The following is a 19,945-nucleotide window of genomic DNA, read 5'->3' as shown; positions in this document are numbered from 1 at the left end:
GCGCCGCATGAAAATGCCAAGCGTCGGCCATGGACTCTAAACGCAACGCCCGGTCCGGCTCTCGCCAGGCCGGGCGTTTGCCGCTTTCAGACCACATGGCTTTTGCCATGGGTCAGCAGTGACAGGTAACAAGACATGGCAAAAGAATACAGCCGTACCCAACGTATCGGCGATCAGATGCAGCGCGAGCTGGCACAGCTGATCCGTCGTGAAATCAAGGACCCCCGCGTAGGGCTGGTCACCATCACCGCCGTTGACGTCAGCCGTGACGTCGGCCACGCGAAAATCTTCATGACCGTGATGGGGCAGGACAGCGCCGAAGAAATCGCACAGTCCATCAAGGTGCTCAATGCTGCTGCAGGATTCCTGCGTATGCAGCTGGCCCGTGAGATGAAGCTGCGCAGCGTGCCGCAACTGCATTTCCATTACGACGAAAGCGTTGCCCGTGGCGCGCATTTGTCGGCATTGATCGAGCGGGCAGTGGCTGAAGATGGTCAGCACCAAACCGCACCCAAGCAAGACGGTTCGGAGGAATAAGGCGTGGCTCAGGTCAAGCGTATTCGCCGTAACGTCAGCGGGATCATCCTGCTCGACAAGCCGCTGGGGTTCACATCCAACGCCGCGCTGCAAAAAGTGCGCTGGTTGCTCAACGCAGAAAAAGCAGGGCATACGGGCAGTCTGGATCCGCTGGCCACCGGCGTTCTGCCGCTGTGCTTCGGTGAAGCGACCAAGTTTTCCCAATACCTGCTCGACTCTGACAAGGGTTATGAAACCCTGATGCAGCTTGGCAAGACCACTACCACGGCCGATGCCGAGGGTGAGGTCCTGCAGACGCGGCCTGTGACCGTTGGTCGTTCGGATATCGAAGCGGTGCTTCCGGCATTTCGGGGGAATATCAGTCAGATACCGCCGATGTACTCCGCCCTCAAGCGCGACGGTCAGCCGTTATACAAGTTAGCCCGGGCTGGGGAAGTGGTGGAGCGTGAACCGCGTTCTGTTACTATTGCGCGCCTGGAATTATTGGCGTGCGAAGGTGAGACCGCTCGTTTGGCGGTCGACTGCACAAAAGGCACCTATATTCGTACCCTCGTGGAAGATATCGGTGAAAAGCTGGGCTGCGGTGCTTACGTTGCTCAGCTGCGTCGTACCCAGGCCGGTCCTTTTACGCTGGCCCAGACCGTAACGCTGGAAGAGCTGGAAGCGGTGCATGCCGAAGGCGGGAATGAAGCGGTTGATCGCTTCCTGATGCCATCGGACAGCGGGTTGCTGGATTGGCCGCTGCTGCAGTTTTCAGAGCACAGTTCGTTTTACTGGCTGCATGGTCAGCCAGTGAGAGCCCCCGACGCGCCGAAGTTCGGCATGGTGCGGGTGCAGGATCATGAAGGACGCTTCATCGGGATCGGTGAAGTGAGTGAAGACGGGCGCATTGCGCCGCGTCGACTGATTCGGTCAGAGTGACCGGACCCGTCGCGGCAGGGTTTCCTGGCACGGCGGTACGAGGGTGGCTGTTAACAGGCATGGTCACTCCTCACATTTAAATACGAGAGTCAGCTCTCGGCCTGTTGAAACCGTCTCCCCGGAGCGGTTTCTTGATAAAAGGAATGCCCACATGGCACTCAGCGTTGAAGATAAAGCTCAGATCGTAACCGACTACCAGCAAGCTGTTGGTGATACTGGTTCGCCAGAAGTGCAAGTTGCACTGCTGACCGCCAACATCAACAAACTGCAAGGCCACTTCAAGGCCAACGGTAAAGATCACCACTCCCGTCGTGGTCTGATCCGTATGGTAAACCAGCGTCGCAAGCTGCTGGATTACCTGAAAGGTAAGGACGTTAGCCGTTACAGCGCCCTGATCGGTCGTCTGGGTCTGCGTCGCTAATAACGACTCGGATAGAGGTTGGTTGGTCGTCATGTTCCGCTGGTTTTATCAGTGGGGTGGCGGCCTCCCAGCCTCTAGTTGTATCTGGACTGCCGAAGGGTCCGATTCCCCTCGCTGCCCAAGAATTCGCAAGAAACCAGTTCCCCAAGAGCCACAAAGAAGGTAGGAAACCGTGAACCCGGTAATCAAGAAATTTCAATTCGGTCAATCGACCGTAACCCTCGAGACTGGCCGTATTGCCCGTCAAGCCTCTGGTGCTGTGTTGGTCACCGTTGACGACGACGTCACCGTTCTCGTGACTGTGGTCGGCGCCAAGCATGCAGACGCAAGCAAAGGCTTTTTCCCTCTTTCCGTTCACTACCAGGAAAAGACCTACGCCGCTGGCAAGATCCCTGGTGGTTTCTTCAAGCGTGAAGGCCGCCCTTCCGAAAAAGAAACACTGACCTCGCGTTTGATCGACCGTCCGATCCGCCCACTGTTTCCAGAAGGCTTCATGAACGAAGTGCAGGTTGTCTGCACCGTCGTCTCTACCAGCAAGAAAACCGATCCGGACGTCGCTGCGATGATCGGTACGTCGGCTGCTCTGGCCATCTCCGGCATTCCGTTCGACGGCCCGATCGGTGCCGCGCGCGTTGCTTTCCACGAGAGCACCGGCTACCTGCTGAACCCGACTTACGAGCAACTGAAAGCATCGAGCCTGGACATGGTCGTTGCCGGTACCGAAGAAGCGGTGCTGATGGTTGAGTCGGAAGCCAAAGAGCTGACCGAAGACCAGATGCTGGGCGCCGTGCTGTTCGCCCACGACGAATTCCAGTCGGTCATCAAGGCCGTCAAAGAGCTGGCCGCCGAAGCTGCCAAACCAACCTGGAACTGGGCGCCTAAAGCTGAAGCCACTGAACTGCTGGGCGCTATCCGCTCCGAGTTCGGCGCAGCGATCTCCGAGGCGTACACCATCACCGTCAAGGCCGATCGTTATGCTCGCCTGGGTGAGCTGAAGGATCAGGTTGTCGCCAAGCTGGCTGTTGAAGACGGCAGCCCGTCCGCCGGCGAAGTCAAAGCGGCATTCGGCGAGATCGAATACCGCACCGTTCGCGAAAACATCGTCAACGGTAAGCCACGTATCGACGGTCGTGACACGAAGACTGTTCGCCCGTTGAACATCGAAGTCGGCGTTTTGCCGAAGACTCACGGTTCGGCACTGTTCACCCGTGGCGAAACGCAGGCGCTGGTCGTGGCCACCCTGGGTACCGCGCGTGACGCTCAACTGCTCGACACCCTCGAAGGCGAGAAAAAAGACCCGTTCATGCTGCACTACAACTTCCCTCCGTTCTCGGTGGGCGAGTGTGGTCGCATGGGTGGCGCAGGTCGTCGTGAAATCGGTCACGGCCGTCTGGCCCGCCGTTCGGTTCAGGCCATGCTGCCTGCTGCCGACGTGTTCCCGTACACCATCCGTGTCGTATCGGAAATCACCGAGTCCAACGGCTCCAGCTCCATGGCTTCGGTCTGTGGCGCTTCGCTGGCCCTGATGGACGCTGGTGTTCCGATGAAGGCGCCGGTTGCCGGTATCGCCATGGGTCTGGTTAAAGAAGGCGAGAAGTTTGCCATCCTGACCGACATCCTGGGTGACGAAGACCACCTGGGCGACATGGACTTCAAGGTAGCCGGTACCGCCAAAGGCGTCACCGCGCTGCAGATGGACATCAAGATCAAGGGCATCACCGAAGAGATCATGGAGATCGCTTTGGGTCAGGCGCTGGAAGCGCGTCTGAACATCCTGGGCCAGATGAACACCATCATTGGTCAGTCGCGTACCGAGCTGTCGGAAAACGCGCCGACCATGATCGCGATGAAGATTGACACCGACAAGATCCGTGACGTCATCGGCAAAGGCGGCGCGACCATCCGTGCCATCTGTGAAGAGACCAAAGCGTCGATCGACATCGAAGACGACGGCTCGATCAAGATCTTTGGCGAAACCAAGGAAGCTGCTGAAGCTGCACGTCAGCGCGTTCTGGGTATCACCGCTGAAGCCGAGATCGGCAAGATCTACATCGGCAAGGTTGAGCGCATCGTCGACTTCGGTGCGTTCGTTAACATCCTGCCGGGCAAAGACGGTCTGGTGCACATCTCCATGTTGAGCGACGCTCGTGTAGAGAAAGTCACCGACATCCTGAAAGAAGGTCAGGAAGTCGAAGTTCTGGTGCTGGACGTGGACAATCGCGGTCGCATCAAGCTGTCGATCAAAGACGTAGCAGCTGCCAAGGCGTCGGGGGTTTAACCCGCTCTACCGCAGCTGATCAAAAAGAGCCCTTCGGGGCTCTTTTTTTTGAATGCAATTAATGGCTTAAGGATGCAGACCGTCGCTTGGCAGCTGGTCAGAACATGCATCTTGCAAGCGGAACTTTCCCAAAGCGGGCAATCTGCACGACACCCGTGGATCCATGAAAACATAACTCATTGATTTATAACGAATATCCTTCAGGGCAAAGGTTGGCACACCGCTTGCGACATATAGGTAACCCTGCAGCCAATCAGATTGGCGCAGATTCTGAGAAAAACAGGAGTTACCCGTATGAAGAAGTTCGCTATTGCTGCTGCTACCGCCACTGCTCTGACTCTGACTATGGCCAACGTAGCCATGGCTCAGACCTCTGCTCAAGCTCCAATGACTGTAGCTGCCAACGAAGTCGCCAAAACCAAAGAAGCTACTTCTGACACTTGGATCACCACCAAGGTCAAATCTGATCTGCTGACCGAAAAAGGCATTCCAGGCTCCGACATCAAGGTTGAGACCAACAAAGGCGTGGTATCCCTGTCGTCGACTGTCGCTGTTACCGAAGCACAGAAAACCACCGCTGTTGCGATCACCAAGAAAATCAAAGGCGTGAAGGCTGTTTCGGCCGACGGCCTGAAAGCTGAGTAATTCCATTCGGTAGAGCCTTCGGAATGACCGGCTGACAGCGTGAATGTCGTCAGCCGAGTGATCCAGGTTCATACGAAAGGCCGCAGCAATGCGGCCACCAAAAGCCCTGACGCCCACGTCGGGGCTTTTTTATGCCCTCATTTAAGCCCATCCTCCTCGCCGTCTCACCAGCGCCAGAGCGTTTGACATATTCTCGCCACACCCGCTGCGTTACTCTTCGGCGCTTCTTGATATCCAAATGGAAGGATTTTTTCAATCCATCTGAAATGAACCGGATCAGCTGTGCACATTAATTGCATATCACGCAGCCCATTGTGGAATGGGTAGAGAATCTACCCACAGGTTTGACGCTTTGATGACGTGTCATCAGCTACAGTCTGGCATGACTCTTTGCTCACCCTTTGTCACGCTGCCTTAAACCGGGCCAGGCCTGAAACTCTTTTGCTGTGAGAAGTAGATGCCCACGATTCCCTTGCTCATTTGCGACGACTCCAACATGGCGCGGAAGCAGCTCATTAAGGCCCTGCCGCCCGAGTGGGATGTTTCAGTGACCACGGCAACCAACGGCCGTGAAGGGATCGAGGCGATTCGTCAGGGCCTGGGCCGCGTTGTGCTGCTGGATCTGACAATGCCGGACATGGACGGCTATCAGACATTGGCGGCCATCCGCGCGGAAAGCCTGCAGACCAGCGTCATTGTCGTCTCCGGCGACGTTCAGGAGGAGGCGGTGCGCCGTACCCTCGAACTGGGCGCACTGGCGTTCCTGAAAAAACCGGCCGATCCCGATCAGTTGCAGGAGACCCTCCAGCGGCTGGGCCTGTTGGGGGAGGGCGCCGATCAGTCGCTGGCTCCGGCATCCGGCCTCGATCAGGCGGAGATCAGTTTTAACGACGCATTCCGCGAGACCGTGAACGTCGCGATGGGCCGCGCGGCCGCTTTGCTGGCGCGGGTGTTGGGCGTATTCGTGCAACTGCCGGTGCCTAACGTCAACATGCTGGAAGTGGGCGAGTTGCACATGGCGCTGGCCGATGCCCAGGCCAACGACCGGCTCACGGCGGTGTGTCAGGGCTACATTGGTGGTGGCATAGCCGGCGAGGCGCTGTTGTTGTTTCATGATTCGGAAATCGCCGACATGGCGCAGTTGATGAAGATCGATGACGCCGACTATTCCGACATGGAAATGTTGCTGGACCTGTCCTCCATCCTGATCGGCGCCTGTCTGAGCGGTATTGCGGAGCAGCTCGACATCGCCTTTTCCCAGGGCCACCCGCAAGTGCTGGGATTGCACAGCGGCATTGAAGAGCTGATCCGGCTCAACGAGCGGCGCTGGAAGAAGACCCTGGCTGTGGAGATCAGTTACAGCCTGGAGGGTCATAACATCCATTTCGATCTGTTGATGTTGTTCACCGAAGATTCGGTCGAGCTGCTGTCGCGGAAACTCGCCCACCTGATGAGCTGATTCATGAACGATCGTATCGATTTCAAGGAATTGCACTGGCTGCTCACCGTGACGCAGAGCATCGACGTCGGCGTGGTGGTGCTGGATCAGGAATACCGGGTGCAGGTCTGGAACACCTTCATGGAGAACCGTTCCGGGATACTGTCCTACGAAGCAGCGACCCGCTCGTTCTTCTCGTTGTTCCCGGAGATCAACGAGCGCTGGCTGAAAAACAAGATCGACAGCGTCATCACCCTCGGCACCCCAGCGTTCACGATCTGGGAGCAGCGCCCCTTTCTGGTTCGCTTCAAGAGCTATCAGCCCATCACCGGGCAAGAAGACTTCATGTACCAGAACACCACGATGTTTCCCCTGCGGTCGACGACCGGCGTGGTCACCCATGTGTGTCTGGTGATCTACGACGTCACCGATGTGGCGACAAACCGTCTGCAGTTGCAGGCGGCCAACCGCGAGCTGCAGAAGCTATCGAGCACCGACCGGCTGACCAGCCTGTACAACCGCGGCCACTGGGAAGAAGCATTGCGTCTGGAGCATGCGCGGCATGTGCGTTACGGCACCACGGCGTCACTGGTGATGTTCGACATCGACCACTTCAAACGCGTCAACGATACCTATGGGCATCAATGCGGCGACCGGGTGATTCAGCGGGTGGCGGACGTGGTGCGTGAGCACATCCGCGACGCTGACATCGCGGGTCGTTACGGCGGTGAAGAGTTCGCGGTGCTGCTGCCCGATACGGACAAGCAGGGCGGCGCCATGTTTGCCGAGCGTCTGCGCGCCGCCGTCGAGGCGCTGGACGTCATGCAGGAAGGCGAAGCCATTCATTGCACGATCAGCCTGGGCGTCGCTGACATGACCTCGCCCATGGACGACTACAAGATGCTCATCGAACGCGCGGACCAGGCGCTGTACGAGTCCAAGAAGAACGGGCGCAATCGTGTGTCGGTGGATGCGTCGGATTGAAGCCCGGATAACGTCTGCATCCAAGGCCGTCTTCACCCGCTAGGACAACTCCGCGAAATCGCTGAGCACGTCATCCCGCAGCTCGATAAACCGCGCGTCGCTGCGATTGCGCGGGCGTGGCAGGTCTACGTCGACGATACGCCGGATGCGCCCCGGATGCGGTTGCATCACCACCACCCGATCACCGAGATAAACCGCTTCATCCACATCATGGGTGACGTGAACCATGGTGATCTTTTCCTGCTGCCAGATGTGCTGCAACTCACGCTGCAATCGCGTACGGGTCAGCGCATCCAGCGCGCCGAAGGGTTCGTCGAGCAACAGCACGCTGGGCCGATTGACCAGCCCTCGGGCGATCGCCACCCGTTGCGCCATCCCGCCGGAAATCTGGTGTGGGTACGACCCTGTGAAATCCTGCAGGCCCACCAGCTGAATGTGTTCGCGCACGGTCTCATTTTTCTGCGCCGCAGTCAGCGGCGCGTTTTTCAGGCCGACCGCGACGTTCTGCTCAACCGTGAGCCACGGGAACAGCCGGTGATCCTGAAACACGATGCCGCGCTCCAGGCCAGTGCCCCTGATCGGCTTGTCGTCCAGCAGGATGCGGCCGTCAAATTCTTCGTCCAGGCCGAGGATCAGCCTGAGCAGGGTTGATTTGCCACAACCACTGGCGCCGACGATGGTGATGAACTCCCCCGGCGCGATGTCCAGCTGGACGTTATCCAGTACCTGCAGTTGGGTGTCGGCTGCTGTGCTGGCGAAGCGCTTGCTGATGTTTTCCAGACGCAGGCCATTGCCCTGCGATGGGGAGATGGCCCGGGCGACGGGCTGTGCAGTAAGCGGTTGAGTGGCTGGCATGGGCTTTCCTTCAGAAATAAGGTTTTGCGAAGCGAGAGAGTCGATTGAGGCTGAACACGATGGCTTCAGCGCGGGGCGATGCCGTACAGCCGTTGCAGGCGTCGTTCAAGAAGGCGCGCCAGGACGTTAAGTCCCCAACCGACCAGCCCGATGACGATCATGCCGAACAGCACGAGGTCCATCATGAAGTGCTCGCTGCCATCGATCAGTGTGTTGCCGATGCCGCTGCCTGACACCAGCAGGTATTCCGCGCCGATGGTCGCCAGCCACGAATAGACCAGCGCCAGGTAGATGCCGGTGAAGATCGACGGCAGTGCTGCCGGCAGCATGACGCCGATGATGGTCTGCCATCGGGTGAAGCCGTAGACCTTCGCGACTTCCAGCAGCGCGGGGGAGACGCTGCGCAAGCCGTCGCACGTGTTGACCACCACCGGCACCAGTGCGGCGAGTGACAGAAACACCACTTTGGCGACGTCGCCCAGCCCGAACCACACTGAGATCAGCGGGATCCAGGCGAACAACGAGATCTGTTTGAAGGTGTTGAAACTCGGGCCCACCAGGCGCTCGAACAGCCGTGAAAACCCCAGCAGACAACCGAGCACCAGGCCCAATGTGGTGCCGATGAAGAAGCCGCTCACGTCGCGCGCAAGACTGGCGGAAATCGCGCGCCAGAACTGCGCGGAGGTCACTTGCTCCCAGGCGGTGACCGCGACCTTTTGCGGCGAGACCAACAGGCCGGAGCTGCTCCAGCCCTGACTCGACGCCAGCCACCACACGGCGACCGCCACGATCGGCACGGCCCACCCTCGATAGCGGTGGGTCTGGCCGGCTTGCGGGATAGTCAGTGTGTTCATGCGAGTCTCCCGGTCTTGCTCGGGCGGCCTCGGTTGAGGCGCCGCTCGACGAACTCGAACCCGCGATCAATCAGCAGACCCATCGTGCCGACCACCACCACGGCGGCCATGACCAGGTCCAGCTGGAACAACTGCCGACCGTAGGCAATCAGGTAGCCCAGCCCTTCGCTGGACGCCAACAGCTCAACCACCACCAGCGACAGCCAGGCCTTGGTGAAGCCCAGGCGCAGGCCGGTGAAGATCGGCGCAACGGCGGAGGGCAGGACGATATCGGTGACGATCTGGCGTTGGCTGAACCCGTACGCGCGGCCCACCTCCAGCAAGCGCTTGGGCACTTCATGGAAGGCTTGCAGCGTACACAGCGTCACCGGGACCAGCGCGGCATGGGCAATCAGCACGTATTTCAGTGGCTCGCCGATGCCGAACAACAAGAGCGCAAACGGCATCCAGCCCAGTACCGGAATCTGCACCAGCGCGTTGAAGGTCGGCAGCAGGTAATCCTCCACGGTTTTCGACAAACCCATCGCCAGTCCCAGGGTGATGCCCAGCGCCGAGCCAATCAGAAAGCCCACCAGCACGCGCTGCAGACTGGCGGAAGCGTTCAGCCACAAGTCGCCGCTGCTGACCAGATCGCCCAGCGTCTGGTAAACGAACGCGGGCGGCGGCAGCACTTGCTCCGACAACCAGCCGCGTTCAGTGCCGAGGTACCACAGCCCCAGCAGCGCGACGGGCAGCAGCCAGGCCAGCGCGACGTTGGCAGCGCGGGTTCGCCAGGCCGTGGCGGTTTTGACAACCGGGACGCGGCGAGGGGCACGCGACGGTGAACGGGGCAGGCGCTTGACCGGCGCCACGGTTTTCGCCGGGAGGTGCTGCCGATCAAGGGCTTCAGCGGTGGCTCGGGCCATGGCGTCAGCCTCCGTTGTTGACGGGTTTGTCCGAAGACGCCGTCGCTGTGTTCGCGGCTTTGCCGTCTGCGCCGTAGGAGGTCCAGTAGTGCTCGAGGCCTTTGGCTTTCAGCGCGTTGTCCAGATAGCGGGTGTCGAACCAGCCGTCGACGCTCACTGGCCGACGGATCATTTTCTCGTCCTTGGCCTGATCGGCGACGGCTTGATAGCGGTCGCGCAGGAATTCATCCACCAGCGGTGACGCGCTGTCGCGCAAATCCAGTCGATTGAAGTCAGCTTGCAGCGAGGCCAGCGGTTCATTGGTCTTCGCCCACTCGTTGAGCACGGCGTCGCGGTTGCCGGCTTCGGATTCCCATCGCGCGGCATCGACCAGTACGTTGACGACTTTTTGCACGTTGTCGGCGTGCTGTTTTTCGTAATCGCCACGAACCACCAGGGCGCACTGGCGCGTGTAGCGCACGTTGTTGTCAGGGTTGTCGAAGATGATGTCGACCAGCCCCTGATCGCGCAGCTTGAACAGCTCGCGACCGCCGAATGCGGCATCGACGCCTTTGGACGCCAGCGCGGCCTGGCTGCTGCCGCTGTCCAGATTGATCACTTTCAGGTCGCGCTCGGTCATGCCGTGATCGGCAAGCAATTTGATCGAAACCAGATGGCCGTTGGTACCACGGAACACCGCGACCTTCTTGCCCTTGAGGTCTTCGACGGTCTTGATGTCGGAGCCTTTCGGCACGGCCAGATACACATTCGAGCGCACGCCGATGGCCGCAAGCAATTTGGTGTCCAGGCCGTTGGAACGGCCGACTACCGCAGGCAAGTCGCCTTCGTAAGCGAAGTCCAGTTGCTGATTAGACAGCGCCTCGTTGACGGCCGGCCCGGCGCCCTTGAAGAAGAACCACTGCACTTCGGTGTCGGTGCCGGCGAAGGCTTTTTCGAGGAGCTGCTGGTTGCGCACGATGCCTAACGGCGAGCCGCTGAACGTGACCGGATCACCGCCACCGGCGCTGGCCACGCCAATGCGCAGAACGTCGGCCTCGGCCAAGGGCATCATCAGCAGCGCCGCCAGTGCGGTAGCTACGCTTGTTTTGCTGAATAAAGATGTTCGCTTGGCGTTTGCCATGACGGTTCTTCCTTGGAAAGTGGGTGACGCGCAATCAGGCAGCCAGGTGTTTCTTGTCGGCTTCTGTTTTGGGCGAGAGGGTTTCGGGTGTGGGTTTGATGGCCTGACTGGCGCGTCCGTCGACGCCGACCGGAATGTCGCCCGCCACAGTGGTACGACGCACCACGCGCTCGGCCTGGCCGTAGTCGTTGACGGCAATGTGTTGGGTGGCGCGGTTGTCCCAGATCACCACGTCGCCTTCGTTCCAGCGCCAGCGCACGGTGTTGTCCAGATGGGTGATGCGATCGTGGAACAGGCGAATCAGCTGTTTCGAGTCGTTGCTGCTGACGCCCTGAATCTGTTTGACGAAGTGGCCGAGCAGCAGGCTGCGCTCGCCGGTTTCGGGGTGCACGCGCACCAGTGGGTGTTCGGTTTCATAGACTTCGGCGGTGAACTGTTCGCGGTAGCGTTTCACGCCCGCTTCGCCGGTGTCTCGGGGCGCCGCATAGTCATAGACATTGGTGTGCAGTGCGCGCAGGCCGTCGGCCAGGGTTTTCAGGCTGTCGGGAAGGTCAGCGTAGGCGGCTGCCGTGTTGGCCCATACCGTGTCGCCGCCGTAGGGCGGGATGACCACCCCGCGCAGGATCGAGATTTTCGGGTAGTTGGCGACGAAGGTGACGTCGGTGTGCCAGGAGTTGGCGCGAGTTTCCTTCGCGTCCAGGTGCAGGATGGCACTGCTTTTTTCAGCGGAACGTACGGTGGGGTGAGGGACCTGATCGCCGAAACGGCGGGAGAAGCCTTCGTGCTGCTCGTCGTTGAGAAACTGCTCACGGAAGAACAGCACCTTGTGCGTGAGCAGAGCCTGATTGATGAAATCAAAATCCTGCGCGGAGACATCGGCGGAGAGTTTGATGCCGCTCACCTCGGCACCGATTTTCCCCGCAACGGGTTTGATCTGAATCGCCATGTCCGTAACCTCGATCTGAGCTGTTGTGGCTCAGATCATAAGGATATAAATCGGCGGTCCGCTAATCACAATTTGGCATAAATATAGAAGGAGAGTTTATGCGTGAGGTTAATGTCATGGGCTGAAGGTCATAAGCCCAAGAGATTCCTGCGCAATTGGATCACCTCACATCTGCGGTGCATCCTCCTGCAGACCCTGCCCCTTCCAGGTGCCGAGGGATCTTCGCAGCCGGCTGGCCAGCGAGCTGCTGCCGTGGACGTTGTGATAGTGAAACACCGCTGTGGCGCGGAGGGCGTCTTCGGCCACGGGCATGTTGGTGTGCAGCGAGCGATAGCCCCAGAACAGGTACAGGTGGCCGGGTTGCATGGCGATGCGGGTGAACGCCTTTTCATCCCTGGCGACTTTGCTCCTGAGACGGCGCTGCACCCAGCCGTTGTCCACTCGCACCTTGTCCAGCAGGTTGGCGAAGTAGGTGCGGCGGATCGGCCGACGGTTCGGCAGCATCAGCAGGTCGCCGCGTTCGCCGCTGGTGGGCATGCAGACCGGCATGATGGTGGTCAGCACAAACGAGTCGTAGTGGAAGATCAGCGATTCGCGACGACCGCCGCTACCGGTCAGGCAGCGTAACGTCTGGGTCATGCCGTTTTCGCTGGAGCGATGACCGGTGGCTCCGGCCACAATGCGCCGGCATAAATCGATGAAATCCCGAGATGTACCCCATTCATGAAGCGGCGTGCCTTGCACGGCCTGTCGGCCCGAGAGTGCCACGTAATCGTTGCCACAGTCGGCAACCGTGCGGGCGACCAGCGCTTGCAGTGCTTTGAGTTGGGAAGGGCTGGCCCAGCCGGGCAAGACAGCGTATCCGTCGCTGTCGATGGCCTTGATCAAGCTCTGGACCTGAGCTTCCGAAAAAGTGGTGTAGGGCATCTGGCGGCAACCTCATGACGTTGACCGAGGAACGGAGAAGCCCATCGGACCTACTGCTTGAGATATACCGTTTCAGCCGGGCGAGGCCGAAGCCTAGCAGCTAGCACACGTTTATCCATGTGCACGGAGAGAATATTTCAAAATGTTTATTTTCGCGGGAAAAGCTCGCTTTTTCGTCCATTTATGAAACAGATCGACGCAAGAGGCCCCGAGCAGAAGGGGTGCTGAGTGTAACGTTATTGTGTCGCGAGATATGTCAAGGCCACTTTGCGATCTTTAAGCCACGTGGCGGGCCATCTGGATGGCAGTGCGTTTTACCCGCTCGACGATGTCCAGACCGGTTGAGCGGCAGAGCGGGGCCGAGTGTGTGGCTCAGCCCTTGAACAGGGGTTCTTCGAGGCCCTGGACGCCAGGGTGTAACGCGAACACGCCACCGGCCAGCGGCTGGTCGCTGATGTCGCCGCCGGGGCGTATCGAGGTGACGTAAAGGGTGTCCAGACCCGAACCGCCGAAGGCACACATGGCGGGCTTTTTCACGGGCACCTTGAGCGAGCGATCAAGCTTGCCCTCGGGGGTGAAACGATGGATCACGCCTTCATCGTTGCCGCAGATCCAGTAGCAGCCCTCGGCGTCGACTGCTGCGCCATCGGGGCGGCCGGCGTGGTGATTCATGTCGACGAACAGTCGGCGGTTGCGCGGCGTGCCGGTGTCGATGTCGTAATCGAAGGCCCAGATTTTCTGCACGGAAGGGTGGGAATCGGAGAGGTACATGATGCAGCCGTCCGGGCTGAACCCCAGGCCATTGGGCACGATCATGTCGGTAATCTGCGCAGTCAGCGGCTCCGCCTGGCCGGCGCCGTAGCGATACAGCGAACCCACCGGCGACGCTTTTGCCATGTCCATGAACATGGTGCCGGCCCAGAAACGGCCCTGGCGATCGCAGCGACCGTCGTTGAAGCGCATGTTGTCGCTGGCGTGTTTCACGCCGCTGAGCAGTTGCGTGGTGACGGTACCATCGTCCTGAGGATGAAGGCGGAACAGGCCGCTTTCCATGCCGGCCAGCCAGCTGCCGTCTTCGTAGCGAGCGATGCAGGCGAGCATTTCCGGTGCTTCCCAGTGCGTGGTGCGACCGTCTTGCGGGCTCCAGCGATGGAGGCGACGGGCCGGAATGTCGACCCAGTAGAGTGCCTGTTCCTGAGCGTTCCAGACCGGCGATTCACCCGTGGCGTTGCGTGCATCGAGAATCAGCTCTGCGTCCATGACAATCATTCCCGGATTTTTACTATGGAAGGCCGACCCCGCAGTCGGCCTGGTCGTCGTCGGCCCTTACTCGTCGCCAAAAGGCCCGGACTCCACGAACGCACCGCCCTGGTAAACCATGGTGGGGTCGTCGGACGCCGGCATCGGCTGCGCTTCGACCTTGGCGCGAAAGGGCTCGGAACTGTCTTTCGGCTGATAGCCCAGGTGATTGGCCAGGCGGTTATCCCACCAGACCTTGCTGTTGTCCGACGCGCCGTAAACGATCGTGTGGCCGACGTTCTGGGTGAACAGCCCGAGCTCGATCAGCTGGGTCAGGTCGTCGTAGCTCAACCAGCTGGAAAGCATGCGGCGGTTCTGTGCTTCAGGGAATGAGGAGCCGATGCGGATGCTGACGGTCTCGATGCCGTAGCGATCGAAATAGAAGCTGGCCATGTCTTCACCGTAGGATTTCGACAGGCCGTAGTAGCTGTCCGGACGACGCACAGCGCTGGCGTCGATGACTTCATCCTGACGGTAGAAACCGATGACGTGGTTGGAGCTGGCGAAAATCACTCGCTTCACGCCATGCCGGCGTGCCGCTTCGTAGATGTGGAAGATGCCACAGATGTTCGGGCCGAGGATTTCTTCGAAGGATCGCTCGACCGAGACGCCGCCAAAGTGAACGATGGCGTCAACGCCTTCGACCAACTGGTGAACCGCCTTTTTGTCGGCCAGGTCGCAGATCTGGATTTCCTCGTGGGGGCCGGCGGCCGGTGCCATGTCGGCGATATCGGACAGGCGCAGGATCTTGGCAAACGGACGCAGGCTTTCGCGCAGGACTTTACCGAGGCCGCCAGCGGCGCCCGTCAGCAAAATGCGGTTGAGCGGGGCCTGGGCGTTGAATTCAGTCATCGTGGGAAGCCCTGATTCTGATGTTGTTTTTATGGTGTCATCGGTTGTCGTATGACGTTTGCAGGATTATCGACAGGGCCCGCAAATTTTGTCAACGCGACGAAGGTTTCAATCCCATGGGGTCGTCCTCGCTGGGCCAGTGCGGGGCACTACCCGAACGGTACTCGTCACGGGCTTACCAACGGTCGCTGGCGGATATTGCGGACCCCTTGTTTCTCTGCTAATTTCGAAAATGTTAACGATGACATTTCCGCTTAAACAATAAAAACAACGGGATTTTTCGCTATGACAACTCGCCTCAAGAAGGGCTTTTCCGCCGCTCTCTGTTCCCTCGCTGTGGCCGTCGCCTGCGGCACCGCCATCAACGTTCAAGCCGCCGACGCCGCCAAGACCGGTCCGCTGAAAATCGGCGCTTCGTTTCAAGAGATCAACAACCCCTATTTCGTGACCATGAAGGACGCCCTTCAGGACGCCACTGCCAGCATCGGTGCAACGCTGCTGGTCACTGACGCGCGCCATGACGTGTCCAAGCAGATCAGCGACATCGAAGACATGCTGCAGAAGGGCATCGATATTCTGATCATCAACCCGACCGACTCGGTCGGTGTTCAGTCCGCCGTCAAACAGGCCCACGACAAAGGCGTGGTCGTGGTTGCCGTCGACGCTCAAGCCAATGGCCCGCTGGACTCGTTCGTCGGCTCGAAGAACTTCGACGCTGGCGTGCAGGCTTGCGATTACCTGGCCAAGAACATCGGCGAGAAGGGCGACGTCGGAATTCTCGACGGCATCGCGGTGGTGCCGATTCTTGAGCGCGTGCGCGGCTGCAAGGAAGCCCTGGGCAAGTACAAAGACATCAAGATCGTCAGCATTCAGAACGGCAAGCAGGAGCGTGATCAGGCGCTGACCGTGACTGAAAACATGCTGCAGGCGCAGCCCAATCTCAAAGGCCTGTTCAGCGTCAACGACAACGGTTCCCTTGGCGCCCTGGCGGCTATCGAATCCAGTGGCATGGACGTCAAGCTGACCAGCGTCGATGGCGCGCCCGAAGCCATCAAGGAAATTCAGAAGCCCAACAGCAAGTTCATCGCCACTTCCGCTCAGTACCCTCGCGACCAGGTACGTCTGGCCCTCGGGTTGGCGCTCGCCAAGAAGTGGGGCTCACAAGTCCCGGCGACCATTCCGGTCGACATCCTGCTGGTGGATCAGGCCAAGGCCAAGACCTTCACTTGGTAAGGGGCGTGGCGCCGCTCGCCTGAGTCTTGTTTGCCCAGGCGGGCGCCACGGATTGATGTGAGTTGCGCAGCGATGTTCTGCTGCGACGAGGTGCACATGAGCTGCCTTCTGCAATTGGAAAACATCTGTAAAAGCTACCCCGGCGTGCAGGCGCTCAAGTCGATCAACCTGCAGGTCGAGCGCGGCGAAATTCACGCGCTGCTCGGCGAAAACGGTGCGGGCAAATCGACCCTGATGAAGATCCTCGCAGGCGTCGAGCATCAGGACAAAGGCAGCATTCTCATTGACGGCGCGGAGCAGCATTTCGCGACCTACAACGAGGCCATTGCCGCCGGCATCGGCATTGTCTTTCAGGAGTTCAGCCTGATCCCCTATCTCAATGCCGTGGAGAATATTTTCCTCGGTCACGAGATCGTCAACAGTTTCGGCTTGCTGCGAAAAGGCGAGATGCGCGAGAAGGCCATCGCGCTGTTCGACCGCCTCGGTGTGAAGATCAATCTGGATTGTTCGGTGCAGCACTTGAGCGTCGCCGAGCAGCAGTTTGTCGAGATCGCCAAGGCGCTGGCCCTTGAAGCACGCTTGCTGATTCTCGACGAGCCCACCGCCACCCTGACGCCGTCCGAGGCCGAGCTGTTGTTCGACATCATGCGCGAACTGAAAAGCCAGGGCGTGGCGGTGATCTTCATCTCTCACCATCTGGAAGAGATTTTTCAGGTTTGCGACCGCATCAGCGTGCTGCGTGATGGCGCCAATGTCGGCGCCCTGACCGTCGCCAACAGCGACATCGACACGCTGGTGGAGATGATGGTGGGGCGGCGTCTGGAAGCGAGCTTTCCGCCCAAGCAGTCCCGCGCTCAAGGCGAAGTGGTGCTGCAAGTGCGTGATATCCAGCTCACCCGCAACGGCCCGCACAACAGTTTCAATCTGCACAAGGGCGAGATTCTCGGTTTTGCCGGGCTGGTGGGGTCCGGGCGCACGGAACTGGCGCTGGGCGTGATCGGCGCGTTGCCGGTGGTCAGCAAGGATGTGCTGCTGCGGGGCCAGCCGGCGCACCTTAATGATCCGGCGCAAGCGCTGGCCAGTGGCATCGGCCTGTTGCCGGAGAGCCGCAAGAGCGAAGGGCTGATCGTGGATTTCAGCATTCGCGAGAACATTTCCCTGAACAATCTGGGCAAGTACGAAGGCGCGGCGCACCTGCTTGATCGGCACAAGGAAGACACCACCACCGCTCACCTGATGAAGCAGCTGTCGATCAAGGCGCCAAGTTGTGAAAGCCGGGTGATTAATCTCAGCGGCGGCAATCAGCAGAAGGTGGTCATCGCGCGCTGGATCAATCACCACTGCGACATCCTGATCTTCGACGAGCCGACCCGAGGCATCGACATCGGCGCGAAGGCGGAGATCTACACCCTGATGCGCACACTCACCGAACAAGGCTTCGCGATCATCATGATCTCTTCGGAACTGCCGGAAATCATCGGTATGTGCGACCGCGTGGCCGTTTTCAACAAGGGCGCTATCGTCAACGTGCTGGAGGCTTCGGCCATCAATCCGCAGGAAGTGATGCGTCACGCCACCGGGAGTCTGAACAGTGAACACCTCCATTAAACCCATGACCGCGCAGCCCAACCGGATGCAACTCAACTTCGCTCGATTGATCCGTTCGCCAGCGTTTTACCCCTTCGTCGGTCTGGTGGTGGTGACGGTCTTCATGATCTTCGCCAGCGACAAGTTTCTCACCGGCGCGAACCTGGAAAACATCGCCCGCCAGGTGTCGATCAACGCAATCATCGCGGTCGGCATGACTTGCGTGATCCTCACCGGCGGCATCGATTTGTCGGTGGGTCCGGTGATGGCCTTGTCCGGCACGCTGACCACCGGACTGATGGTCGCGGGCGTGCCGGCGCCGATTGCGATCCTCATCGGTTTGCTGATCGGCGTGGGCTTCGGTGTGGGCAACGGCATCTTCGTCGCGTACCTGAAAATGCCGCCGATCATCGTCACGCTGGCGACCATGGGCATCGCTCGCGGGCTGGGCCTGATGTACACCGACGGCTACCCGATTGCGGGCATGCCGGACTGGTTCGCCTGGTTCGGACGCGGCACGCTGTTCGGCATTCAGGTGCCGATTCTGATCATGCTGGCGACGTACTTTTTCGCCTGGGTGCTGCTGCAACACACCCGTGTCGGTCGCTACGTTTATGCCATCGGCGGTAATGAAGAAGCCGTGCGTCTGTCCGGCGTGCGCGCCTCGCGGTTCAAGCTGCTGGTGTATTCGATCAGCGGGCTGACGGCGGCGATTGCCGGGCTGGTGTTGTCGTCGCGGCTGATGAGCGGGCAACCGAACGCTGGCGTCGGTTTCGAGCTGGACGCCATCGCGGCCGTAGTCCTGGGCGGCGCGTCGATTGCCGGCGGGCGCGGCGTGATCATCGGCACGCTGGTGGGCGCGATGCTGTTGGGCGTGCTGAACAACGGCCTGAACATGCTCGGCGTGTCGCCTTATGTGCAAAGCGTGATCAAGGGCGGAATCATTTTGCTGGCGATTTTTATCAGTCGGCAGCGGCATAAATAAACAAAAAAGCAGCGCCTGTAGGAGCACGCTTCTACACGCCATCCAACGATCAAAACAGGTGAACCGACATGGAACAAAGCACTACAAATACCATGCAAGCCGTCGTCTGCCATGCGCCGAAAGACTACCGTCTGGAGCAGATCAGCAAGCCCGTTGCGCGGGCCAATGAACTGGTGATTCGCATCGGTGCCTGCGGGATCTGCGCCAGTGACTGCAAATGCCATTCGGGGGCGGCGATGTTCTGGGGCGGCGAGAGCCCGTGGGTCAAGGCCCCCGTCGTGCCGGGCCACGAGTTCTTCGGCTACGTCGATTCGGTGGGCGAGGGCGCTGAAGAGCACTTCGGTGTAAAGGTGGGTGACAAGGTCATCGCCGAGCAGATCGTCCCTTGCGAGAAGTGCAAGTTCTGCAAGTCCGGCAAGTACTGGATGTGCGAAGTGCACAACATCTTCGGCTTCCAGAAAGACGTCGCCGAGGGCGGCATGGCGCAGTACATGCGCATCCCGAAGACGGCCATCGTGCATCACATTCCCGAGTCGGTGTCGCTGGAAGATTCGGCGTTGATCGAGCCGATGGCCTGCTCGATTCACACCGTCAACCGCGGTGATGTTCAGCTCGACGACGTGCTGGTGATCGCCGGCGCCGGCACGCTGGGCCTGTGCATGGTGCAAGTCGCTGCGCTGAAAACGCCGAAGAAACTGGTGGTCATCGACATGGTCGACGAGCGCCTGGAACTGGCGAAAAAATTCGGCGCCGACGTGGTGATCAACCCGAGCCGCGACAATGCGAAAGAGATCATCAACGGCCTCACTGACGGCTACGGCTGCGACGTTTACATCGAGACAACGGGCGTGCCGATCGGCGTCACTCAGGGCCTTGATCTTATCCGCAAGCTGGGCCGCTTCGTGGAGTTCAGCGTGTTTGGCGCCGAGACCAGCGCTGACTGGTCGATCATCGGCGATCGCAAAGAACTCGACGTACGTGGCGCTCACCTGGGCCCGTACTGCTACCCGATTGCCATCGACCTGTTCGAGCGCGGGTTGGTGACGTCAAAGGGCATCGTCACCCACGACTTCGGTCTGGACGACTACGCCGAAGCGTTTGCCCTGGCGGACTCGACCAAGTCGATCAAGGTGCTGCTCAAACCCGTTAACTGACACA

The 19,945-nt window shown here is 59.8% G+C and carries 19 protein-coding genes; 11 read left to right on the top strand and 8 right to left on the bottom strand.

Going from position 1 to position 19,945, the window contains the following annotated elements; translation table 11 throughout:
- The first annotated feature begins 135 nt into the window (after positions 1-135).
- The 7 genes from rbfA to ABEH28_RS04225 all read left to right on the top strand — a co-directional run bounded on the left by rbfA (position 136) and on the right by ABEH28_RS04225 (position 7,224).
- The gene (gene rbfA, locus ABEH28_RS04255) at positions 136-537 is read left to right on the top strand and encodes a 30S ribosome-binding factor RbfA (RefSeq protein WP_037015118.1); all 402 of its coding nucleotides are present in this window, start codon (positions 136-138) and stop codon (positions 535-537) included.
- 3 nt (positions 538-540) lie between these two features.
- Positions 541-1,458 carry a tRNA pseudouridine(55) synthase TruB gene (gene truB, locus ABEH28_RS04250; RefSeq protein ID WP_133776826.1) on the top strand — a complete coding sequence of 306 codons (918 nt, stop codon included), beginning with the start codon at positions 541-543 and terminating at the stop codon, positions 1,456-1,458.
- Between the two features lie 151 nt (positions 1,459-1,609).
- Positions 1,610-1,879, top strand: coding sequence for a 30S ribosomal protein S15 (gene rpsO, locus ABEH28_RS04245; RefSeq protein ID WP_037015114.1), 270 nt, complete (start codon positions 1,610-1,612; stop codon positions 1,877-1,879).
- Positions 1,880-2,051: 172 nt separating this feature from the next.
- Complete coding sequence (gene pnp, locus ABEH28_RS04240) at positions 2,052-4,157, top strand: polyribonucleotide nucleotidyltransferase (RefSeq protein ID WP_346627898.1); 2,106 nt, start codon at positions 2,052-2,054, stop codon at positions 4,155-4,157.
- A 294-nt stretch (positions 4,158-4,451) separates the two neighbouring features.
- Positions 4,452-4,802, top strand: a complete 351-nt coding sequence (locus ABEH28_RS04235) for a BON domain-containing protein (protein WP_074888508.1) — start codon at positions 4,452-4,454, stop codon at positions 4,800-4,802.
- Positions 4,803-5,259: 457 nt separating this feature from the next.
- Positions 5,260-6,261 (top strand): response regulator, encoded by a 1,002-nt coding sequence (locus ABEH28_RS04230; RefSeq protein WP_346629226.1) that lies wholly within the window; start codon positions 5,260-5,262, stop codon positions 6,259-6,261.
- 3 nt (positions 6,262-6,264) lie between these two features.
- Positions 6,265-7,224, top strand: coding sequence for a GGDEF domain-containing protein (locus ABEH28_RS04225; RefSeq protein WP_192173303.1), 960 nt, complete (start codon positions 6,265-6,267; stop codon positions 7,222-7,224).
- 39 nt (positions 7,225-7,263) lie between these two features.
- Here ABEH28_RS04225 and ABEH28_RS04220 read toward each other — a convergent pair whose 3' ends face one another.
- From ABEH28_RS04220 to ABEH28_RS04185, 8 genes are all read right to left on the bottom strand, one after another.
- Positions 7,264-8,079 carry an ABC transporter ATP-binding protein gene (locus ABEH28_RS04220; RefSeq protein WP_192173302.1) on the bottom strand — a complete coding sequence of 272 codons (816 nt, stop codon included), beginning with the start codon at positions 8,077-8,079 and terminating at the stop codon, positions 7,264-7,266.
- A 65-nt stretch (positions 8,080-8,144) separates the two neighbouring features.
- Entirely contained in the window at positions 8,145-8,933 is a 789-nt protein-coding gene (locus tag ABEH28_RS04215; protein WP_192173301.1) for an ABC transporter permease, read from the bottom strand.
- Positions 8,930-9,838 carry an ABC transporter permease gene (locus ABEH28_RS04210; protein ID WP_192173300.1) on the bottom strand — a complete coding sequence of 303 codons (909 nt, stop codon included), beginning with the start codon at positions 9,836-9,838 and terminating at the stop codon, positions 8,930-8,932. Before ABEH28_RS04210 ends, ABEH28_RS04215 begins: the two co-directional genes overlap by 4 nt.
- A gap of 4 nt (positions 9,839-9,842) precedes the next feature.
- A complete protein-coding gene (locus ABEH28_RS04205; RefSeq protein WP_192173299.1) occupies positions 9,843-10,958 on the bottom strand; it encodes an ABC transporter substrate-binding protein in 1,116 nt (371 codons plus the stop codon).
- A gap of 34 nt (positions 10,959-10,992) precedes the next feature.
- The gene (locus tag ABEH28_RS04200) at positions 10,993-11,904 is read right to left on the bottom strand and encodes a TauD/TfdA family dioxygenase (RefSeq protein WP_282366930.1); all 912 of its coding nucleotides are present in this window, start codon (positions 11,902-11,904) and stop codon (positions 10,993-10,995) included.
- Positions 11,905-12,069: 165 nt separating this feature from the next.
- The gene (locus ABEH28_RS04195; RefSeq protein WP_346629225.1) at positions 12,070-12,831 is read right to left on the bottom strand and encodes a hypothetical protein; all 762 of its coding nucleotides are present in this window, start codon (positions 12,829-12,831) and stop codon (positions 12,070-12,072) included.
- Between the two features lie 372 nt (positions 12,832-13,203).
- Positions 13,204-14,091 carry an SMP-30/gluconolactonase/LRE family protein gene (locus ABEH28_RS04190; RefSeq protein WP_192173296.1) on the bottom strand — a complete coding sequence of 296 codons (888 nt, stop codon included), beginning with the start codon at positions 14,089-14,091 and terminating at the stop codon, positions 13,204-13,206.
- Positions 14,092-14,157: 66 nt separating this feature from the next.
- Positions 14,158-14,982: an NAD(P)-dependent oxidoreductase gene (locus tag ABEH28_RS04185; RefSeq protein WP_192173295.1), complete on the bottom strand. Its 825-nt coding sequence runs from the start codon at positions 14,980-14,982 to the stop codon at positions 14,158-14,160.
- Between the two features lie 285 nt (positions 14,983-15,267).
- Here ABEH28_RS04185 and ABEH28_RS04180 point away from each other — a divergent pair, with 285 nt between their 5' ends.
- The 4 genes from ABEH28_RS04180 (at position 15,268) to ABEH28_RS04165 (ending at position 19,941) form a co-directional block, all read left to right on the top strand.
- Positions 15,268-16,215, top strand: coding sequence for a substrate-binding domain-containing protein (locus ABEH28_RS04180; RefSeq protein WP_192173294.1), 948 nt, complete (start codon positions 15,268-15,270; stop codon positions 16,213-16,215).
- Positions 16,216-16,311: 96 nt separating this feature from the next.
- Positions 16,312-17,823, top strand: a complete 1,512-nt coding sequence (locus ABEH28_RS04175; protein ID WP_346629223.1) for a sugar ABC transporter ATP-binding protein — start codon at positions 16,312-16,314, stop codon at positions 17,821-17,823.
- Positions 17,824-17,827: 4 nt separating this feature from the next.
- Positions 17,828-18,787, top strand: coding sequence for a ribose ABC transporter permease (locus ABEH28_RS04170; protein ID WP_346629532.1), 960 nt, complete (start codon positions 17,828-17,830; stop codon positions 18,785-18,787).
- A gap of 68 nt (positions 18,788-18,855) precedes the next feature.
- Positions 18,856-19,941 carry an alcohol dehydrogenase catalytic domain-containing protein gene (locus ABEH28_RS04165; RefSeq protein WP_346629222.1) on the top strand — a complete coding sequence of 362 codons (1,086 nt, stop codon included), beginning with the start codon at positions 18,856-18,858 and terminating at the stop codon, positions 19,939-19,941.
- Positions 19,942-19,945: the final 4 nt, after the last annotated feature.

It is taken from the genome of Pseudomonas sp. Ps21-P2 (assembly GCF_039672565.1).
Lineage (GTDB): Bacteria > Pseudomonadota > Gammaproteobacteria > Pseudomonadales > Pseudomonadaceae > Aquipseudomonas.
Note: the sequence above shows the minus strand (reverse complement) of the source record. Positions and strands in the feature narration are given on the sequence as shown.